The organism is Acidovorax sp. GW460-11-11-14-LB4 (assembly GCF_059423685.1).
The window spans coordinates 51,485-67,555 of the sequence record NZ_JBWKYJ010000011.1 but is presented as its reverse complement, the minus strand read 5'-3'; the positions used below and the strand labels follow the sequence as shown (position 1 = coordinate 67,555).

The following is a 16,071-nucleotide window of genomic DNA, read 5'->3' as shown; positions in this document are numbered from 1 at the left end:
ATCCGCAATCACCCTGGGGATAGACCTTTGATTCACGGCCTCACTACGGTCCGCACCGCCAGCATCGCTTTGCTTGACCGGCTGTCCCGCACGATCCAACAACATCCCAAACGCATCACCGCCGCCGTCGCAGCCATTTTGCTGACGGGCGGCGGCGGCGCATTTGCCGTGGCCTCCTTCGCACCCGACCCGGCCGAGCTGCCGGTGCGCATGGTGAACTACCCGGTCGAATCGCTGGCCGAAAACATGGTGCTGGGCCAGCTGGATGCGCCCAGTTTTTCGCTGTTCCGCTCCGAACAGGTGCGCAGCAGCGACACCCCCGAGTCGCTGCTGCAGCGCATGGGCGTGGCCGACCCGGCCGCCGCCGCCTTCATGCGCAGCGACACGCCGGTGCGCCAGAACGTGCTGGGTCGCACCGGCCGCATCGTGTCGGCAGAGACCACCGACGACCACCGCCTGATCCGCCTGACGGTGCGCTGGGTGCCGGACGACAGCGGCAACTTCCGCCGCCTGATCGTCGAACGCACGGGCGACAACAAGTTTGCGACCCGCATCGAAACCGCCAAGATGACGACCAACAGCCGTCTGGCGGGCGGCATCATCCACAGTTCGCTGTTTGCCGCCACCGACGCGTCGAACATCCCCGATGCCGTGGCCGTGCAGGTGGCCGAACTGTTCTCGGGCAATATCGACTTCCGCCGCTCGCTGCGCAAGGGCGACCGCTTCTCGGTGGTGTACGAAACCCTGGAAGCCGACGGCGAGCCTCTGTCCAGCGGCCGCGTGCTGAGCGCCGAGTTCGTCAACAACGGCAAGACCCACCAGGCCATCTGGTTCCAGGAGCCCAACGCCGCCAAGGGTGCCTACTACACGCTGGACGGTGAAAGCATGCGCCGCGCCTACCTGACCTCGCCCGTCGAGTTCTCGCGCGTGACCAGCGGCTTCAAGATGCGCCTGCACCCCATCCTGCAAACCTGGCGCGCCCACCTGGGCACCGACTTTGCAGCCCCCACAGGCACCGCCGTGCGCACCGTGGGTGATGGCGTGGTGGAGTTTGCGGGCGTGCAGAACGGCTACGGCAACGTGGTGTTCGTCAAGCACCGCAACCAGCACGTTACCGTGTATGCCCACCTGAGCCGCATCGACGTGCGCCAGGGTCAGTCGGTCGAGCAAGGCCAGACGCTGGGCGCCGTGGGCGCCACCGGCTGGGCCACCGGCCCGCACCTGCACTTCGAGTTCCGCGTCAATGGCGTGCACCAGGACCCGATGACCATCGTTGCCCAGAGCGAAGCCGCCGCACCGGTGTCTGCAGCCGCCCGCCCTGCGTTTGACCGCCTCGCGGCCAACATGCGTGTTCAGCTGAACGCCGCTGCACTCATCGAGCAGGCCAGCGCAGACTGATCGCTCCCGCACACTTACAGACACCACCCGTCAGGCCATGTCCGATCTGTACATCGGCCTGATGTCGGGCACCTCGCTCGACGGGATCGACGGGGTGCTGGCTGATTTCTCGGGACCGCGCCTGCGGGTCACACACCACGCCAGCGCCGCCTTTGCCCCCGCACTGCGCGCCGAGTTGCTTGCTCTCAATACCCCCGGCGACAACGAACTGCACCGCGCTGCCCTCGCAGGCAACGCGCTATCCCGGGCCTATGCCGGGGTGGTGCACACGCTGCTGCAGCGCAGCGGCCACCCGGCGAGCGCCATCCGTGCAATAGGTGCCCACGGGCAGACGGTGCGGCACCGCCCCCAGGAATTTGACGGCACAGGCTACACCCTGCAACTGGGCAACCCCGCCCTGCTGGCCGAGCTGACGGGCATCACCGTGGTGGCCGACCTGCGCAGCCGCGACGTGGCCGCGGGCGGCCAGGGTGCGCCGCTGGTGCCCGCCTTCCACCAGGGCGTGTTCGGCCGGCCGGACGAGACGGTGCTGGTGCTGAACATTGGCGGCATCTCCAACCTCAGCGTGCTGGGGGCAGATGGCAGCGTGCTGGGCTTCGACTGCGGCCCGGGCAACGCCCTCATGGACCACTGGTGCCAGCAGCACACGGGCCAGCCATTTGACAAGGACGGCGCCTGGGCCGCCAAGGGCCAGGTGCTGCCGGACCTGCTGGCTGCGTTGCTGCAGGAGCCGTACCTGCACAAGGCGCCCCCCAAAAGTACGGGCCGCGACCTGTTCAACCCCGCCTGGCTGGCCGCGCACCTGCAACCCTTTGCGCAGGCCGCTGCGGCCGATGTGCAGGCTACATTGACCGAATTCACCGCAAGCGCTAGTGCAATATGCGCCAACAGCTATCTAAACAATAGCAAAACGCTGGCAGTATGCGGCGGCGGCGCGCTCAACGGCCAGCTCATGCAGCGGCTGCAGGCTGCCTGCCCGTCCTTGCAGGTGGTGGCCACCGATGCGCTGGGCCTGCCCGCCCTGCAGGTGGAGGCCGCCGCGTTTGCCTGGCTGGCACGCCAGGCGCTGCAGGGGGCGCCAGGCAACCTGCCCAGCGTGACCGGTGCGGCCGGTAGCCGTGTGCTGGGCGCGGTGTACCCCGCCTGAACCGCCCGGTCTACACAGCCCTGGACAGGGCGATCAGCCGTGGTCCCCGGCATCAACCGAGGCGCCTGCCTGGGTGCCGGAACGGTCTTGCGGCGACAGTTGCCAGAAGATACCGGCTGAAGCCACCGTGATCAGCCCCATACAGGCAAACGTGGCCTGAAAGGCTTGCAGGGTCTGTGTCGTGCCGGTGGACTGGAAGAAATCGGTGAACGCCGCCAGCACCGCCCCCGCCGCAGCCACCCCCATCCCCATGGCCACCATTTGCACCATGGACAACAGGCTGTTGCCGCTGCTGGCCATGTCGTGCCCCAGGTCCTTGAGGGTCACGGTATTCATGGCCGTGAACTGCAGCGAGTTCACCGCACCAAACACCGCCAGCTGCACCACATACACCCACAGCGGTTGCGAGGGTGCCGCCAGCCCGAAGCTGGCCATGGTCACCCCCACCAGCAGCGTGTTGCCCACCAGCACCTGGCGGTAGCCGAAGCGGGTGATCAGCGTAGTGGTGAACCGCTTCATGGACATGCCCGCCACCGCCACGGGCAACATCATCATGCCCGCCTGCAGCGGCGAATAGCCCATGGTGACCTGCAGCAGCAACGGAATGAGGAACGGCATGCACGAGCTGCCCAGCCGGGCAAACAGATTGCCCAGCAGCCCGATGCGCAAGGTATCCACCGAGAACAGCCGGGGCGAAAACAGCGGGTCAGGCCGCCGCGCCGCGTGCAGCCAGTAGGCCACCAAGCTGGCCAGCCCGAAGATCATGAGCACCAGCACACTCGCCTGCCGCAGCCCCAGGCTGGCCAGGCCATCCAGCGCCAGCGACAGCGCCACCATTCCAAAGGCGAGCATCAGGTAGCCCGCCAGGTCAAACCGCGCCACCGTCGGCGCGGGTACCCCGGGCATGTAGCGCATGGTGGCGGCACAGCCCAGCAGCCCCACCGGCACGTTGATCAGGAAGATCCAGTGCCAGGAGGCCACCTCGACCAGCCAGCCGCCCAGCGTGGGACCGATCAGCGGGCCGATCAGCCCGGGAATGGCCACAAAACTCATGGCCTGCAAGAACTTCTCGCGCGGGAAGGTGCGCAGCACCACGAGGCGCCCCACCGGCAGCAGCAGCGCGCCCCCCAGCCCCTGGAGCACCCGGGAAGCCACGAGTTGGGTCAGGCTGTGCGACAGCGCACAGAACACCGAGCCCGCCACAAAAAAGACGATGGCCAGAAAGTACACCCGGCGCGCACCAAACCGGTCGGCCACCCAGCCAGATGCCGGAATCAGCATCGCCATGGCCAGCGAATACGCCACGACCACCGACTGCATGCGCAGCGGGCTCTCGCCCAGGCTCTGCGCCATGGCGGGCAGCGCGGTGTTGACGATGGTGGCGTCCAGCGTCTGCATGAAGAAGCCGACGGCCACCAGCCACAGCAGTACTTTCTGGGAGGGTTCCTGGTGCATGGTTTGCAGGGTTTTTCAAACGAAACGAACGCGCCCCATGAAAAAACCGCCCGAAGGCGGTTGATTCAGTCAGGGGAGCAGGGCTGCGCCTGTCACGGTGCCCCTCAGGCCGAGAAGCTGGAGCCGCAGCCGCAGGTGGTGGTGGCGTTCGGGTTCTTGATCACGAACTGCGCGCCTTGCAAGTCTTCCTTGTAGTCGATCTCGGCACCCACCAGATACTGGTAGCTCATGGCGTCGATGAGCAGCGACACACCGTTCTTGGTCATGGTGGTGTCGTCTTCGTTGGTAATTTCATCGAACGTGAAGCCGTATTGGAAGCCGGAGCAGCCGCCGCCTTGCACGAACACCCGCAACTTCAGGTCGGGGTTGCCTTCTTCGGCAATCAGGTCCGCCACCTTGGCCGCCGCGCTGTCGGTGAACAGGATGGGGGCGGGCATTTCGGTCTGGATGTTTTCGGCAACTGCGCTCATGGGGTACTCCGGGTTCAGGGTTTGCAGGGAATACTACTGCAAACCTCTCGGGAATTCAGATCACTGGCTGTTTGACGCTAACTTCAGTGGGGGCTTTTCCTCCACCAGCACCGCCGTAGGGATCAACTGCCCCGCGATCACGGCGCCTTGGTGCATCTCCAGCGCCTTGTAATGCACATTGCCGGTGATCTGCGCCTTGGGCTGCAGTTCCAACAGTTCGCCCGCATGCACGGGGCCCAGCACCTGGCCGTTGATGATCACGTGGTCGGCATGCACCGCGCCCTCGACCCGCGCGGTTTCGGAGATCACCAGGATGCTGGGCTGGTCCGCCGCTGCCCGGATATCGCCGACCACATCGCCATCAATGCGCATGCCCTCGGCAAAATGCACATTGCCTTCGATCTTGGTGCCCTGTGCCACCAGGCTTTTGATGGGTGGCTGCTTTTTACGCGAGAACATGGTCGGAAGACTCCTGAAGTGCCAAGCGGTTGCAAAGGCCCGCTTGGGGATGGAATTCGTGCCAGCAAGGCGGCAGGTTGTGGGTGGCAGCTGGGGCTGGATTGCCGGGGCGAGAGCGCCAAAACCTGATCAGCGCATCCACCGTCCACCTTGCACTATTCGATGGCCATGGTCTGGGTGGTGCGTACGGTGGCTCCCTCCAGCACGCGCGCGGTCACGGTTTTTACCACGGCCTGGGGCGGCAGATCGAGCACGCCCTCGATGCGGCGGTATTGTTTGACCTGCAGCGACTGGCCTTGGGGTGGCTGGGTCTGTGCCCATGGTTTGCCATCCAGAGTGCCCACCAGCACCAACTCCAGCCGCCCGTTGAACTCCGGCGCATTGCGGGCGGCCTGGATCACCAGCACCTGCCAACGCAGCTGCATCCCGCCGAGCACCTCAGCCTGCAGCGCGCGAATGGCCAGCCCATCGGTCTTGGCCGCAGGGATCAGCTTTTCAAAGAAGCCCAGATCCTCGCGCAGCGTGCGATTGTCGGCTTCAAGCTGGCGCACCTGGGCCATCAGGCTCTCCTTGACAGCGCGCTCGGTGGCCAGCAGGCTCTCGGCGGTCAATGCCACCGTCTGGCGCTCCTGGCCCTCTTCGCGCAGGCGGCTGATCTCCGCCTTCATCTGGACCACTTCGTCACGCGAAACAGTATCGATCCCGGCAATGGATTTGCCGAACTCAAAGGCCCACAACGCCACGGCAGCGCAGAAACCCATCACCACGGCCAGGGCCAGCCATCGAAAGGGCCAGGGCAAGGCGCTGCGGATGGCCACCCGGGGGGCGCTGATGGTCAACCGACGGCGAAGCAGGCGAAAGCGCATAGGCTCGACAGGCGGACCATGGAAGGCCTCCCAAAAAAACGAAAAGAGCGCACCATAAACGAAAAAACCGCCCGAAGGCGGTTTTTCTCTGTAAAGCACTCGCAAGGAGTGCCTTGCAGTGGATGCTGCACAAGGCAACATCCGGCAGCGCCACAGCTTAACGCTTGGAGAACTGCTTGGCGCGGCGTGCGGAGTGCAGACCGACCTTCTTACGTTCGACTTCACGGGCATCGCGGGTCACGAAGCCGGCTTGGCTCAGGACGGGCTTGAGGGATGCGTCGTAATCGATCAGGGCGCGGGTGATACCGTGGCGGGCAGCGCCAGCCTGGCCGGATTCACCACCACCGTGCACGTTGATCTGGATGTCGAAAGTTTCGACATGGTTGGTCAACGCCAGGGGTTGCTTGGCAATCATGATCGAGGTTTCGCGGCCGAAGTAGGACTGGATGTCCTTGCCGTTCACCGTGATCTTGCCGGAGCCTTTTTTCAGAAACACGCGAGCGACGCTGGACTTGCGACGGCCGGTGCCATTGTTCCATTCACCAATCATCTCAAGGCTCCTTAGATTTCCAGCACTTTGGGCTGCTGGGCGGTGTGGGGATGCTCAGCACCGCCGTACACCTTGAGTTTCTTGATCATCGCGTAGCCAAGGGGGCCCTTGGGCAGCATGCCCTTGACAGCCTTTTCCAGCGCACGGCCGGGGTGCTTGGCTTGCATGTCGCGGAAGTTCGTGGCCGTGATACCGCCGGGATAACCCGAGTGACGGTAGTACACCTTGTCCAAGGACTTGGTGCCGGTGACCTTGAGTTGGGCTGCGTTGATAACGACGATGAAGTCACCGGTATCGACGTGAGGCGTGTAAATGGCCTTGTGTTTGCCGCGCAAACGGAGAGCAACTTCGCTGGCTACTCGTCCGAGGACCTTGTTGGTCGCGTCAATCACAAACCACTCGTGCACGACCTCAGCGGGCTTTGCGCTGAAAGTAGTTGTCATGAGTTTTCTCTTCAAAAGAGGGTTTGGCGGGTCCTTTTCCACGGTCGGTGCTTCTCTGAAGGAAGCCTCTTAGGTGGCAAAAAGTCTTCGCCGCGGGACCACAAAAGCGCTGCGAAGCCTTCCATTATACGAAAGAGCCATGCGTTAGCGCAAGAGCGCCCTCAGCCAAGGCCCTCAGGGCACCTGCTCCGGTCAGTTCGGCGTCTGGCGGCGGCGCTGCTCGTCGGCCTCGTAACGGCGACGGTTTTCCACACAGACAGTTTGATTGGCCTGGGACGGCTTCTGGCATTCTTGGTGAATACACATCGGGCGGGCCAGGAAGTTGGCGTCGGCGCACACCTCTTGCGGCGAGGGCAGGCGGGGCGGCGGTGCGGGGCGGGGCTTGGGCTCGGCCACCACCGGAGGCGGCGCCGGCACGGGCTCTTCATGCACCACGATGGGTGTGGGTGCGGGCTCTGCGCCTGCACGCTTGGCCACCCGGGGGCTCGGTTTGGGTGCAGACGCAACCACAAAGGCAGGAGCAGGTGCGGCCGCAGAGGCGGCGCTGGCTGACGCCACTGCGCCATCCGAGCTCAGACCTTGCGCGTCGCCCCCGGCAGCAGCCGGAGCGCTGACCTCCACCAGGGCAGCGTCTGAAGCCGCCGCTGCGGCAGGCCGCTCGGCCATCTCCGTAATGATCTCGTCCCGGGGCGGCTTGCTGCCCTGGCTCCAGCGCCAACCGGCACCGGCCACCACAGCCACCAACGCCGCCACCACGATGCCCGCCACCAAAGGGGAACGCCGGGGGGATGGGGTCGGCTTGCCATTGCTGCGCACTACATCCCGCTCCAAAGGCGCAGAACGCCGATCGGCTGCACGCGACCCGCCTGCGCCCGGTGAACGGTGGTGCGGCAGGTCCTCAAAGCGCGAATCGTCGTCGGCCACCACGGTATCGCCGGCATCGATGAACACCGTGTCGCCAGCATCGGCCGCCACGGTGTCAGGACCAGCCAGCATGACCGTGTCCCCACCGAAATCATCGCCAGGGCGGCTGGCATCCGATGCGGGAGCCGCCGCCACCAAGTCCTCACGCTGGGCCTGCGCCTGCATCTCGGCCACGATCTTGGGGGCGGAGGTCACGTCCACGGTAGGGGTGGCCAGACCCGGGCCAGGCTGGTCGGCGGGCTCCACCCAGATGTCGCCCAACTCCGCCCGGAAGTCGAAGTGCTGCACATCGTCCGGCGCCGACGTCATCTCCATGGTCTGGAGAAAGGCATCGATGCTCTGGGGGCGGTCCTCGGGCCGAAGGGCCAGCGATTGGGCAATTGCCGCGACAAAAGGCGCTGAATACTCCACCCCAAACTGCCGCTTGACGGTTTTGGCGATACGGGAGAACGACACCATGCGGTCACGGATGGAGCGCAGCGTGGCGGGCAGAGGCGTGTCGTTGGCCAAACACCCGTGCATGACCGCCGCCAGCGAGTACAAGTCGCTCCACGGGCCTTGGCGCAGTTCCTCGTCGCCGTCGGAATACTGCTCGATGGGGGCGTAGTTCACCTTCAGCACGGCCGTGTGCTTGCGGTCCTGGTCGTTGATGGCATGCCGGGCGGCGCCCAGGTCCAGCAGCACCGGCGGGCCGTTGTCCTGCAGGAAAATGTTGTCGGGCGAAATGTCGCGGTGCAGCGTGTTGCCATCGTGCAGCACGCGCAGCGCATCCAGCACCGACCACAGCAGCTTGCGCAGCCAGGCCTCGGGTGGGGGGGTGCGCATCTGGGCACGGGCTTGCTTGAACGTCATGCCCGAGTACAGCGGCATGACCATGTAGGCCGTGTTGTTGGCCTCCCAGAAGCGGAACACCTTGACCAGAGAAGGATGGTCAAACTGCGCCAGCAGACGGGCCTCGCCCACAAAAGAGACCAGCCCGGCCTGGAAGGTCTGCTGGTCGGACGAGGACCGCACCCAGAGCGATTGCCCCTGCGAGCGTCCGGCCAGCGCCGAGGGCATGTACTCCTTGATGGCCACCGCCCGGTGCAGGGAATGGTCAAAAGCCTTGTAGACCATGCCAAACCCGCCCACCCCCAGCAAACCCAGGATCTCGAACTCCGCCAGGCGGGTGCCAGGGGGCAGCGCATCGATATGGCTGACACCACTGGCGGGGGCTGTGCTGGAGCTTGCGGTCATGGTCAGAGGACGGGGCGGGCTGGCAATTTCAAATGCAAATCAATGAGGCAACTACGGCGACGGCGAAACGCTGACCCCGCCGCAGGCGCGATCATGAAGCATGGCCGCGCCGGATTTGGCAACAAATGGCTAACAAAGTACGGCCTGTCTGCCAAAAACATCACGTCCCCCGCCACCACACGGCCCCCCGATTGTGCCGCGCCCGGACACGGGAGCCCCCCTTGGCATAACACACTCGTTACCATTGGGCCATGTTCAGTTATCGCCACGCCTTCCACGCAGGCAACCATGCCGATGTGCTCAAGCACACCGTCCTGATTGCCGCCTTGCAACATCTCACCGAAAAAGACGCGGCGCTGACCGTGCTGGACACCCATGCGGGTGCGGGCCTGTACCGGCTGGACGGGGACTATGCCAGCACCAGCGGCGAAGCCGCCAATGGCGTGGCCCGGCTGTTTGCGCCAACCACCCCCGCCCTCACCCCCGCCCTGCAGGCCTATGTGGACATGGTGGGCGCCTTCAACCAGGGCAAGGCGCTGCGCGTGTACCCCGGATCGCCCTTCATCACCCAGCGCCTGCTGCGCGACCACGACAAGCTCAAGCTGTTTGAGCTGCACCCCACCGACCTGCGCGCGCTGGCCGGCAACGTGGCCCAGCTGGAGGCGGGCCGCCAGGTGGCCGTGCTGCACGAGGACGGCTTTGAGGGCATCAAAAAGTTCCTGCCCCCACCGGCCCGGCGCGCCCTGGTGCTGTGCGATCCCAGCTATGAAATCAAGAGCGACTACGCCAAGGTGCTCGACATGGCGGCCGACTCGCTCAAGCGTTTTGCCACGGGCACCTATGCGTTCTGGTACCCCATCATTCCGCGCCCCGAAGCCCACGACCTGCCCCGCCGCCTGAAAACGCTGGCCACCAAGGCGGGCAAAAGCTGGCTGCACGCCACGCTCACCGTCAAATCGAGCAAGATCACGGAAACGGTCACGGGCGACACCAAGCGCCCAGGCCTGCCCGCCAGCGGCATGTTCCTGATCAACCCGCCCTACACACTGAAGGCCGCGCTCAAAAACGCCTTGCCCCAGATGGCCGAGCTGCTGGCGCAGGACAAACACGCCACCCACACGCTCGAGTCGGGCGGCTGACCGGCCTCACAAGAACCTGTTCAAAGCCTGGCGTCAAGGCGCCGCCGGGCAGTCCTTGTCGTCGTCCTGCAGGGCGAACAGCTCCACTGGCTTCAGCCCCAGGCCCACCATGCCCAGCGCCTCGGCGGCGCCCCGGCTCAGATCAATCACCCGGTTGCGGGTGTGTGGACCACGGTCGTTGATGCGCACGATCACCGTGCGCCCGGTGGCCTGACTGCGTACACACACGCGTGAGCCAAAGGGCAGCGTGGGGTGCGCGGCCGTGAGCGCTCGCATGTCAAACAGCTCCCCGCTGGCAGTACGCCGCCGGTGGAACTGCGCCCCGTACCATGAGGCAAGACCCACCTCATCCGCCTCCAGGCTGAGCGGCGACCCGGCAGGAGTGCTGGGTTCCGGTTTGGCCGGGGGATCGATCAGCATGGCCTCGCCCGGCACGGACAAGAGATTAGGGGCCAGCGCATCCGGCTCTGCCTGCAACCCCTGGGCTTGAACAGCAGTGCAAGCGCTGCACAGCAGCCAGAGACCCACCGCTCGCCGCAGCAGCCCCCGCAGGGCAGCGCCGCGATGGGCCCCGGGAGGCTGTGTGCCCCCCGCCATCAGATCCCCAGCCTGCGACAGATCTCCAGCGTCGCGGCGCTTTGGTTCATGGTGTAGAAGTGCAGTGCGGGCACGCCGGCACTGCGCAGCTGGTCGCACAGGTCGGTCACCACATCCAGGCCAAACGCCTTGATGCTGGCGGTGTCGTCCCCAAACGCCTGCAGCCGCAGGCGGATCCAGCGCGGAATCTCGGCACCGCAGGCATCCGAAAACCGCATCAGCTGCGTGGAGCTGGAAATCGGCATGATGCCCGGAACCACCGGTACGTCGGCACCCAGCTGGTGAGCGTCTTCGACGAAGCGGAAATACGCGTCGCTGTTGTAGAAGTACTGGGTGATCGCGGAGTCCGCGCCCGCACGCACCTTGGTCACATAGGCCTGCAGGTCTGCCTCGGGCGACCTGGCCTGGGGATGCACCTCGGGGTAGGCCGCCACCTCGATGTGGAAGTCCCGGCCGGTTTCGGCGCGGATGAAGGCCACCAGGTCGCTGGCGTACTGGAACTCGCCGCCCGCGCCATAGCCGCTGGGCAGGTCGCCGCGCAGCGCCACCAGGCGCTTGACGCCCATGGCCTTGAGTGTGGCCAGCTGCTCGCGCACCGACTGGCGCGTGGCCCCGATGCACGAAAAGTGCGAGGCGGCACCGACGCCTTCGGACAGGATCTCACGCACCGTGCCGAAGGTGCCTTCTTGCGTGGAGCCCCCTGCGCCATAGGTCACCGAGCAGAAGTCGGGGTGCAGGGCATACAGCTGCTGGCGTGCCACGCGCAGCTTGTCGGCACCTTCAGGCGTCTTGGGCGGAAAAAACTCGAAACTCACCGGGAACCCGGTGCCTTGCGCGTGGGCTGCATTCATGCGGCTCTCCTTGCGTGTACAAAAAATTCTCGGTTGCCATCGCCGCCCTGGATGGGGCTGTCAATCCACGCCAGCACTTCCAGGCCCAACGTGGCGCAGCAATCGCTGATGCGCTGCTCCACCACCGCATACAAGGACTCGTCGCGCACGATACCGCCCTTGCCCACCTGCCCGGGTTGCAGCTCGAACTGCGGCTTGACCAGCATGACCAGGTCGCTCTGGGGTGCCAGCAACGGCACCAACGCAGGCAACACCAGGGTGAGCGAGATGAAAGACAGGTCACCCGTCACCAGCGCAAAACTGGGGGTGATGTCCACATCAGCGCACTCGGGCCGGCGGCGGCGCTCCACCGGCAGCGTTCCCTGGGCGCGCTGCGCGCGCTCGGACTTGAAGGCCTCGATGTCCTGGTCCTTGGCGTCGTCGCTGTCGTCGTACGCCTCGTCCACCAAGCCGCCATTGCGCATCCAGCTGTAGGGGGCCTCGGGTTGGGTCTCGTTGTCTTCTTCGGGCACGATGACTTCGGACAAGGCCATCTCACAAGCCTGCACCAACGCATCGGGCGTGAGCGAGCGGGCATTGACGCCCTCCACACACACCACACGCAGATCGCTGCGCAGCCGGTCGTGCAACTGGGCGTGGCCCACGTCCACCCCAATCACCTGGGCGGCGCCCTGCTGAAGCAGGCAGTCAGTAAAGCCGCCTGTGCTCTGCCCGACATCCAGGCACCGCAGGCCAGCCACCGACAGGCCCAGCGCCTTGAGCGCGCCTTCCAGCTTGAGCCCGCCGCGCGAGATGTACTTGGCTTCTGCATCGTCCAGCAGCTGCACCTCGGCCACCGACGGAATGTCGTCGCCGTTCTTCACCACCTTCTGCCAGGGCGCCAGCGGCGACAGGCGCCACTGCACGCCCGAGGCAATCAGGCGCTGCGCCTGCGAGCGCGTGGCAGCGTGGCCACGCTCCACCAAAAATACGTCTGCGCGCATCGCGCCCATCCTTTTAGAGTCAAATCGGCTGGTAGCGCTAGTGAATCATGCGCCAGCAGCTATCAATTAGAGAGCAATCAGACATTGCTCCGCGCAACGGCGCCAGACCACCGTGCGCGCGCCCCGTCGCCGGGGCGCGCTGCACAGGGATCAGTAGCGGTAGGTGTTGGCCTTGTAGGGGCCTTGCTTGGACACGCCGATGTAGGCGGCCTGCTCGTCAGTGAGTTCGGTCAGCATGGCGCCCACCTTCTTGAGGTGCAGGCGCGCCACTTTCTCGTCGAGGTGCTTCGGCAGCACATAGACCTTGCCAGCCTGGTACTCGTCCTGCTTGGTGAACAGCTCGATCTGCGCGATGGTCTGGTTGGCGAAACTGGAACTCATCACGAAGCTGGGGTGGCCAGTGGCGCAACCCAAGTTCACCAAGCGGCCCTTGGCCAGCAGCGTGATCTTCTTGCCGTCAGGGAAGATGACATGGTCCACCTGGGGCTTGATCTCGTCCCACTGCAGCTTCTCCAGCGAAGCCACATCGATCTCGTTGTCGAAGTGACCGATGTTGCACACGATGGCTTCGTCCTTCATGGCGGCCATGTGCTCGTAGCGGATCACGTTCTTGTTGCCGGTGGCCGACACGAAGATGTCGCACTTGTCGGCAGCGTATTCCATCGTCACGACCTTGTAGCCTTCCATTGCGGCTTGCAGGGCATTGATGGGGTCGATCTCGGTGACCCACACCTGGGCGCTCAGGGCACGCAGAGCCTGGGCAGAGCCCTTGCCCACGTCACCGTAGCCCGCCACGCAGGCGACCTTGCCGGCGATCATCACATCGGTGGCGCGCTTGATGGAGTCCACAAGCGATTCGCGGCAACCGTACAGGTTGTCGAACTTGCTCTTGGTCACCGAATCGTTCACGTTGATGGCACGGAACATCAGGCTGCCCTTGGCGGCCATTTCGTTCAGGCGCAATACGCCGGTGGTGGTTTCTTCGGTCACGCCGATGATGTGGGCGCTCTTGCGGCTGTACCAGGTCGGATCCACGGCCAGCTTGGCCTTGATGGCGTTGAACAGGCAGGTTTCTTCTTCGCTGGTCGGGTTGGCGATCAGTGATGCATCCTTTTCGGCGCGCTTGCCCAGGTGCATCAGCAGCGTGGCATCACCGCCGTCGTCCAGGATCATGTTGGGACCTTCGCCCTCGGTGCCGGCAGCGCCGAAGTCAAAGACGCGGTGGGTGTAGTCCCAGTATTCCGCCAGGGTTTCGCCCTTGATGGCGAACACGGGCGTGCCAGCGGCAGCAATCGCGGCCGCGGCGTGGTCTTGTGTGGAGAAGATGTTGCACGATGCCCAGCGCACTTGTGCACCCAGCGCCTGCAGGGTTTCGATCAGCACGGCGGTCTGGATCGTCATGTGCAACGAGCCGGTGATGCGCGCACCCTTGAGCGGCTGCTTGGCGGCGAATTCTTCGCGGATGGCCATCAGGCCAGGCATTTCCGTTTCGGCGATGCGGATCTCTTTGCGGCCCCATTCGGCCAGGCCGATGTCGGCAATGATGCAGTCGGTGTTGACGGGGGCGTTGACGCGTGCGTTCATGATGGTTTCGTGCTCCAAAGCATGTTTGAAAAGCCACTGCGCGAAGGGGATGGTCGATACGACTCACCGCACGCGAAGTGGATGAGCGTCGTTGCTAGATGACTCCGAGCCTCACGCCCCGCCTGTGCTGGGGACGCTGCAACGCTCCTCGGATCGGCGGATTATAAAAGCAAGTGCTCGCCCGGCGCTACGCCAGCGGGGCAATCCATCCCCGAGCCTTGCACGGAACAGTAAAATCCCGCGACTGCAGACCTCGTGGCCTCCCCGCAGGCCCTGCCCCCAGATTCTTGTGCAGGGCACGCTGCCCCGCTCCATCCCATTCAGGAACCCCTGTGTCCTACGCCCCAGAAACCCGGCGCCGCCGCACCTTTGCCATCATCTCCCACCCCGATGCGGGTAAGACCACGCTGACCGAAAAGCTTCTGCTGTTCTCGGGCGCGATCCAGATCGCCGGCGCCGTGAAGGGCCGCAAGGCCAGCCGCCACGCCACGTCAGACTGGATGGAAATTGAAAAGCAGCGCGGCATCTCAGTGGCCTCGTCGGTCATGCAGATGCTCTACCGCGAGCACGTGATCAACCTGCTCGACACACCCGGCCACAAGGACTTCTCGGAAGATACCTACCGCGTGCTCACCGCCGTCGATTCGGCGCTGATGGTGATCGACGCCGCCAACGGTGTGGAAGCGCAGACGCGCCGCCTGATCGAAGTCTGCCGCCAGCGCGACACGCCCATCATTACCTTCGTCAACAAGATGGACCGCGAAGTGCGCGACCCGCTGGACATCATGGACGAAGTGGAGCGCGAGCTGGGCATGCCCTGCTGCCCCATGACCTGGCCCGTAGGCCAGGGCAAGGCCTTCGGCGGCATCATCAACCTGCGCACCAAGACCATGACGGTGTTCGAGTCCGGCAGCGAACGCCGCCCGCAGGACTTTGAATCCATACCTCTGTCGGATGAAACCACACTGCGCGCGCGCTTCGGCGCCGAGTTTGACGCCGCGCTGGAGAGCATGGAGCTGGCCGTGGGCGCATCCCCCGCATGGGACCACGAGGCCTTCCTGGCCGGCAAGCTGACCCCCGTGTTCTTTGGCTCCGGCGTGAACAACTTCGGGGTAATGGAGGTGCTGGACGCACTGGTAGACATGGCACCGCCACCCGGCCCGCGCGTGAGCACGCTCGAAGTCAACAAACAGCCCGTGGTCAAGACCATCCAGCCCGAAGACGAAGGCTTTGCTGGCGTGGTGTTCAAGGTGCAAGCCAACATGGACGCCAACCACCGAGACCGCATCGCCTTCGTGCGCGTGGCGAGCGGCAAGTACACGCCGGGCATGAAGCTCAAGGTGCAGCGCACCGCCAAGGAACTGCGCCCCACCTCGGTCGTGACCTTCATGTCCCAGCGCCGCGAGGCCGTCGAAGAAGCTTATGCAGGCGACATCATCGGCTTCACCACGCACGGCGGCGTGCAGCTGGGCGACACCATCACCGACGGCGCCAACCTGCAGTTCACCGGCCTGCCGTTCTTCGCACCCGAGATGTTCATGACCGTCGTGCTCAAGAACCCGCTGCGCACCAAGCAGCTCCAGCAGGGCCTGGCCCAGCTGGGCGAGGAAGGCGCGATCCAGGTCTTCAAGCCCGATGCCGGCGGCAACATGCTGCTGGGCGCCGTGGGCCAGTTGCAGTTTGAAGTGGTACAGCACCGCCTGAAGGCCGAGTACGACGCCGATGTGCGGCTGGAGGGCTGCCAGTACACGGGCGCGCGCTGGATCACGGCCGACAATGCCGCCGACCTGCGCGCGTTCACCGACGCCTACCCGCTGCGCCTAGCGCACGACGCGGCCGACACACTGGCGTACCTTTGCACCTCGCCCTACGACGTGCGGCTGGCGCAGGAGCGGTTTCCGAAGATCCATTTCCATCCTCTGCGGGAGCATGCGGGGTTGGCTTTGCAGGCCAGCGCATGAGCGCCCCG

General features: G+C 65.1%; 15 protein-coding genes and 1 riboswitch. Of the genes, 4 read left to right on the top strand and 11 right to left on the bottom strand.

Translation table 11 applies throughout. The features are described from left to right. Positions 1–27 precede the first annotated feature (27 nt). A complete protein-coding gene (locus AC07X4_RS06880; protein ID WP_015015714.1) occupies positions 28–1,398 on the top strand; it encodes a M23 family metallopeptidase in 1,371 nt (456 codons plus the stop codon). Between the two features lie 37 nt (positions 1,399–1,435). Continuing rightward, positions 1,436–2,545, top strand: coding sequence for an anhydro-N-acetylmuramic acid kinase (locus AC07X4_RS06875; RefSeq protein WP_494739628.1), 1,110 nt, complete (start codon positions 1,436–1,438; stop codon positions 2,543–2,545). Between the two features lie 33 nt (positions 2,546–2,578). Here AC07X4_RS06875 and mdtD read toward each other — a convergent pair whose 3' ends face one another. From mdtD to AC07X4_RS06840, 7 genes are all read right to left on the bottom strand, one after another. Next, complete coding sequence (gene mdtD, locus AC07X4_RS06870; protein ID WP_494739627.1) at positions 2,579–4,000, bottom strand: multidrug transporter subunit MdtD; 1,422 nt, start codon at positions 3,998–4,000, stop codon at positions 2,579–2,581. Positions 4,001–4,104: 104 nt separating this feature from the next. After that, complete coding sequence (erpA, locus tag AC07X4_RS06865) at positions 4,105–4,470, bottom strand: iron-sulfur cluster insertion protein ErpA (protein ID WP_008907234.1); 366 nt, start codon at positions 4,468–4,470, stop codon at positions 4,105–4,107. A gap of 60 nt (positions 4,471–4,530) precedes the next feature. Then, a complete protein-coding gene (locus tag AC07X4_RS06860) occupies positions 4,531–4,929 on the bottom strand; it encodes a bactofilin family protein (protein ID WP_060986949.1) in 399 nt (132 codons plus the stop codon). Between the two features lie 155 nt (positions 4,930–5,084). Next, positions 5,085–5,795: a DUF6776 family protein gene (locus AC07X4_RS06855; protein ID WP_260668534.1), complete on the bottom strand. Its 711-nt coding sequence runs from the start codon at positions 5,793–5,795 to the stop codon at positions 5,085–5,087. A gap of 157 nt (positions 5,796–5,952) precedes the next feature. Beyond that, complete coding sequence (gene rpsI, locus AC07X4_RS06850; protein ID WP_005798582.1) at positions 5,953–6,345, bottom strand: 30S ribosomal protein S9; 393 nt, start codon at positions 6,343–6,345, stop codon at positions 5,953–5,955. Positions 6,346–6,356: 11 nt separating this feature from the next. Beyond that, entirely contained in the window at positions 6,357–6,788 is a 432-nt protein-coding gene (gene rplM / locus AC07X4_RS06845) for a 50S ribosomal protein L13 (RefSeq protein ID WP_015015720.1), read from the bottom strand. 192 nt (positions 6,789–6,980) lie between these two features. Continuing rightward, entirely contained in the window at positions 6,981–8,948 is a 1,968-nt protein-coding gene (locus AC07X4_RS06840) for a serine/threonine protein kinase (RefSeq protein ID WP_476497935.1), read from the bottom strand. A 251-nt stretch (positions 8,949–9,199) separates the two neighbouring features. Here AC07X4_RS06840 and AC07X4_RS06835 point away from each other — a divergent pair, with 251 nt between their 5' ends. Continuing rightward, the gene (locus AC07X4_RS06835; RefSeq protein WP_436077553.1) at positions 9,200–10,087 is read left to right on the top strand and encodes a 23S rRNA (adenine(2030)-N(6))-methyltransferase RlmJ; all 888 of its coding nucleotides are present in this window, start codon (positions 9,200–9,202) and stop codon (positions 10,085–10,087) included. A 33-nt stretch (positions 10,088–10,120) separates the two neighbouring features. Here the strand turns inward: AC07X4_RS06835 and AC07X4_RS06830 are convergent, their stop codons facing one another. The 4 genes from AC07X4_RS06830 to ahcY form a co-directional block, all read right to left on the bottom strand. Next, on the bottom strand, positions 10,121–10,507 hold the full coding sequence (locus tag AC07X4_RS06830) for a septal ring lytic transglycosylase RlpA family protein (RefSeq protein WP_369804283.1): 387 nt from the start codon (positions 10,505–10,507) through the stop codon (positions 10,121–10,123). Between the two features lie 176 nt (positions 10,508–10,683). Further along, positions 10,684–11,535 carry a methylenetetrahydrofolate reductase [NAD(P)H] gene (gene metF / locus AC07X4_RS06825; RefSeq protein ID WP_121941056.1) on the bottom strand — a complete coding sequence of 284 codons (852 nt, stop codon included), beginning with the start codon at positions 11,533–11,535 and terminating at the stop codon, positions 10,684–10,686. Then, complete coding sequence (locus AC07X4_RS06820) at positions 11,532–12,518, bottom strand: TlyA family RNA methyltransferase (RefSeq protein WP_494739626.1); 987 nt, start codon at positions 12,516–12,518, stop codon at positions 11,532–11,534. The genes metF and AC07X4_RS06820 overlap by 4 nt, the downstream gene beginning before the upstream one ends. A 150-nt stretch (positions 12,519–12,668) precedes the next feature. Beyond that, entirely contained in the window at positions 12,669–14,102 is a 1,434-nt protein-coding gene (ahcY, locus tag AC07X4_RS06815; RefSeq protein ID WP_494739625.1) for an adenosylhomocysteinase, read from the bottom strand. A gap of 76 nt (positions 14,103–14,178) precedes the next feature. After that, positions 14,179–14,258: riboswitch (S-adenosyl-L-homocysteine riboswitch) on the bottom strand. A gap of 176 nt (positions 14,259–14,434) precedes the next feature. Between ahcY and AC07X4_RS06810 the strand changes: the two genes are divergently transcribed. Then, positions 14,435–16,063: a peptide chain release factor 3 gene (locus tag AC07X4_RS06810; protein ID WP_056057939.1), complete on the top strand. Its 1,629-nt coding sequence runs from the start codon at positions 14,435–14,437 to the stop codon at positions 16,061–16,063. The last annotated feature ends 8 nt before the right edge of the window (positions 16,064–16,071 follow it).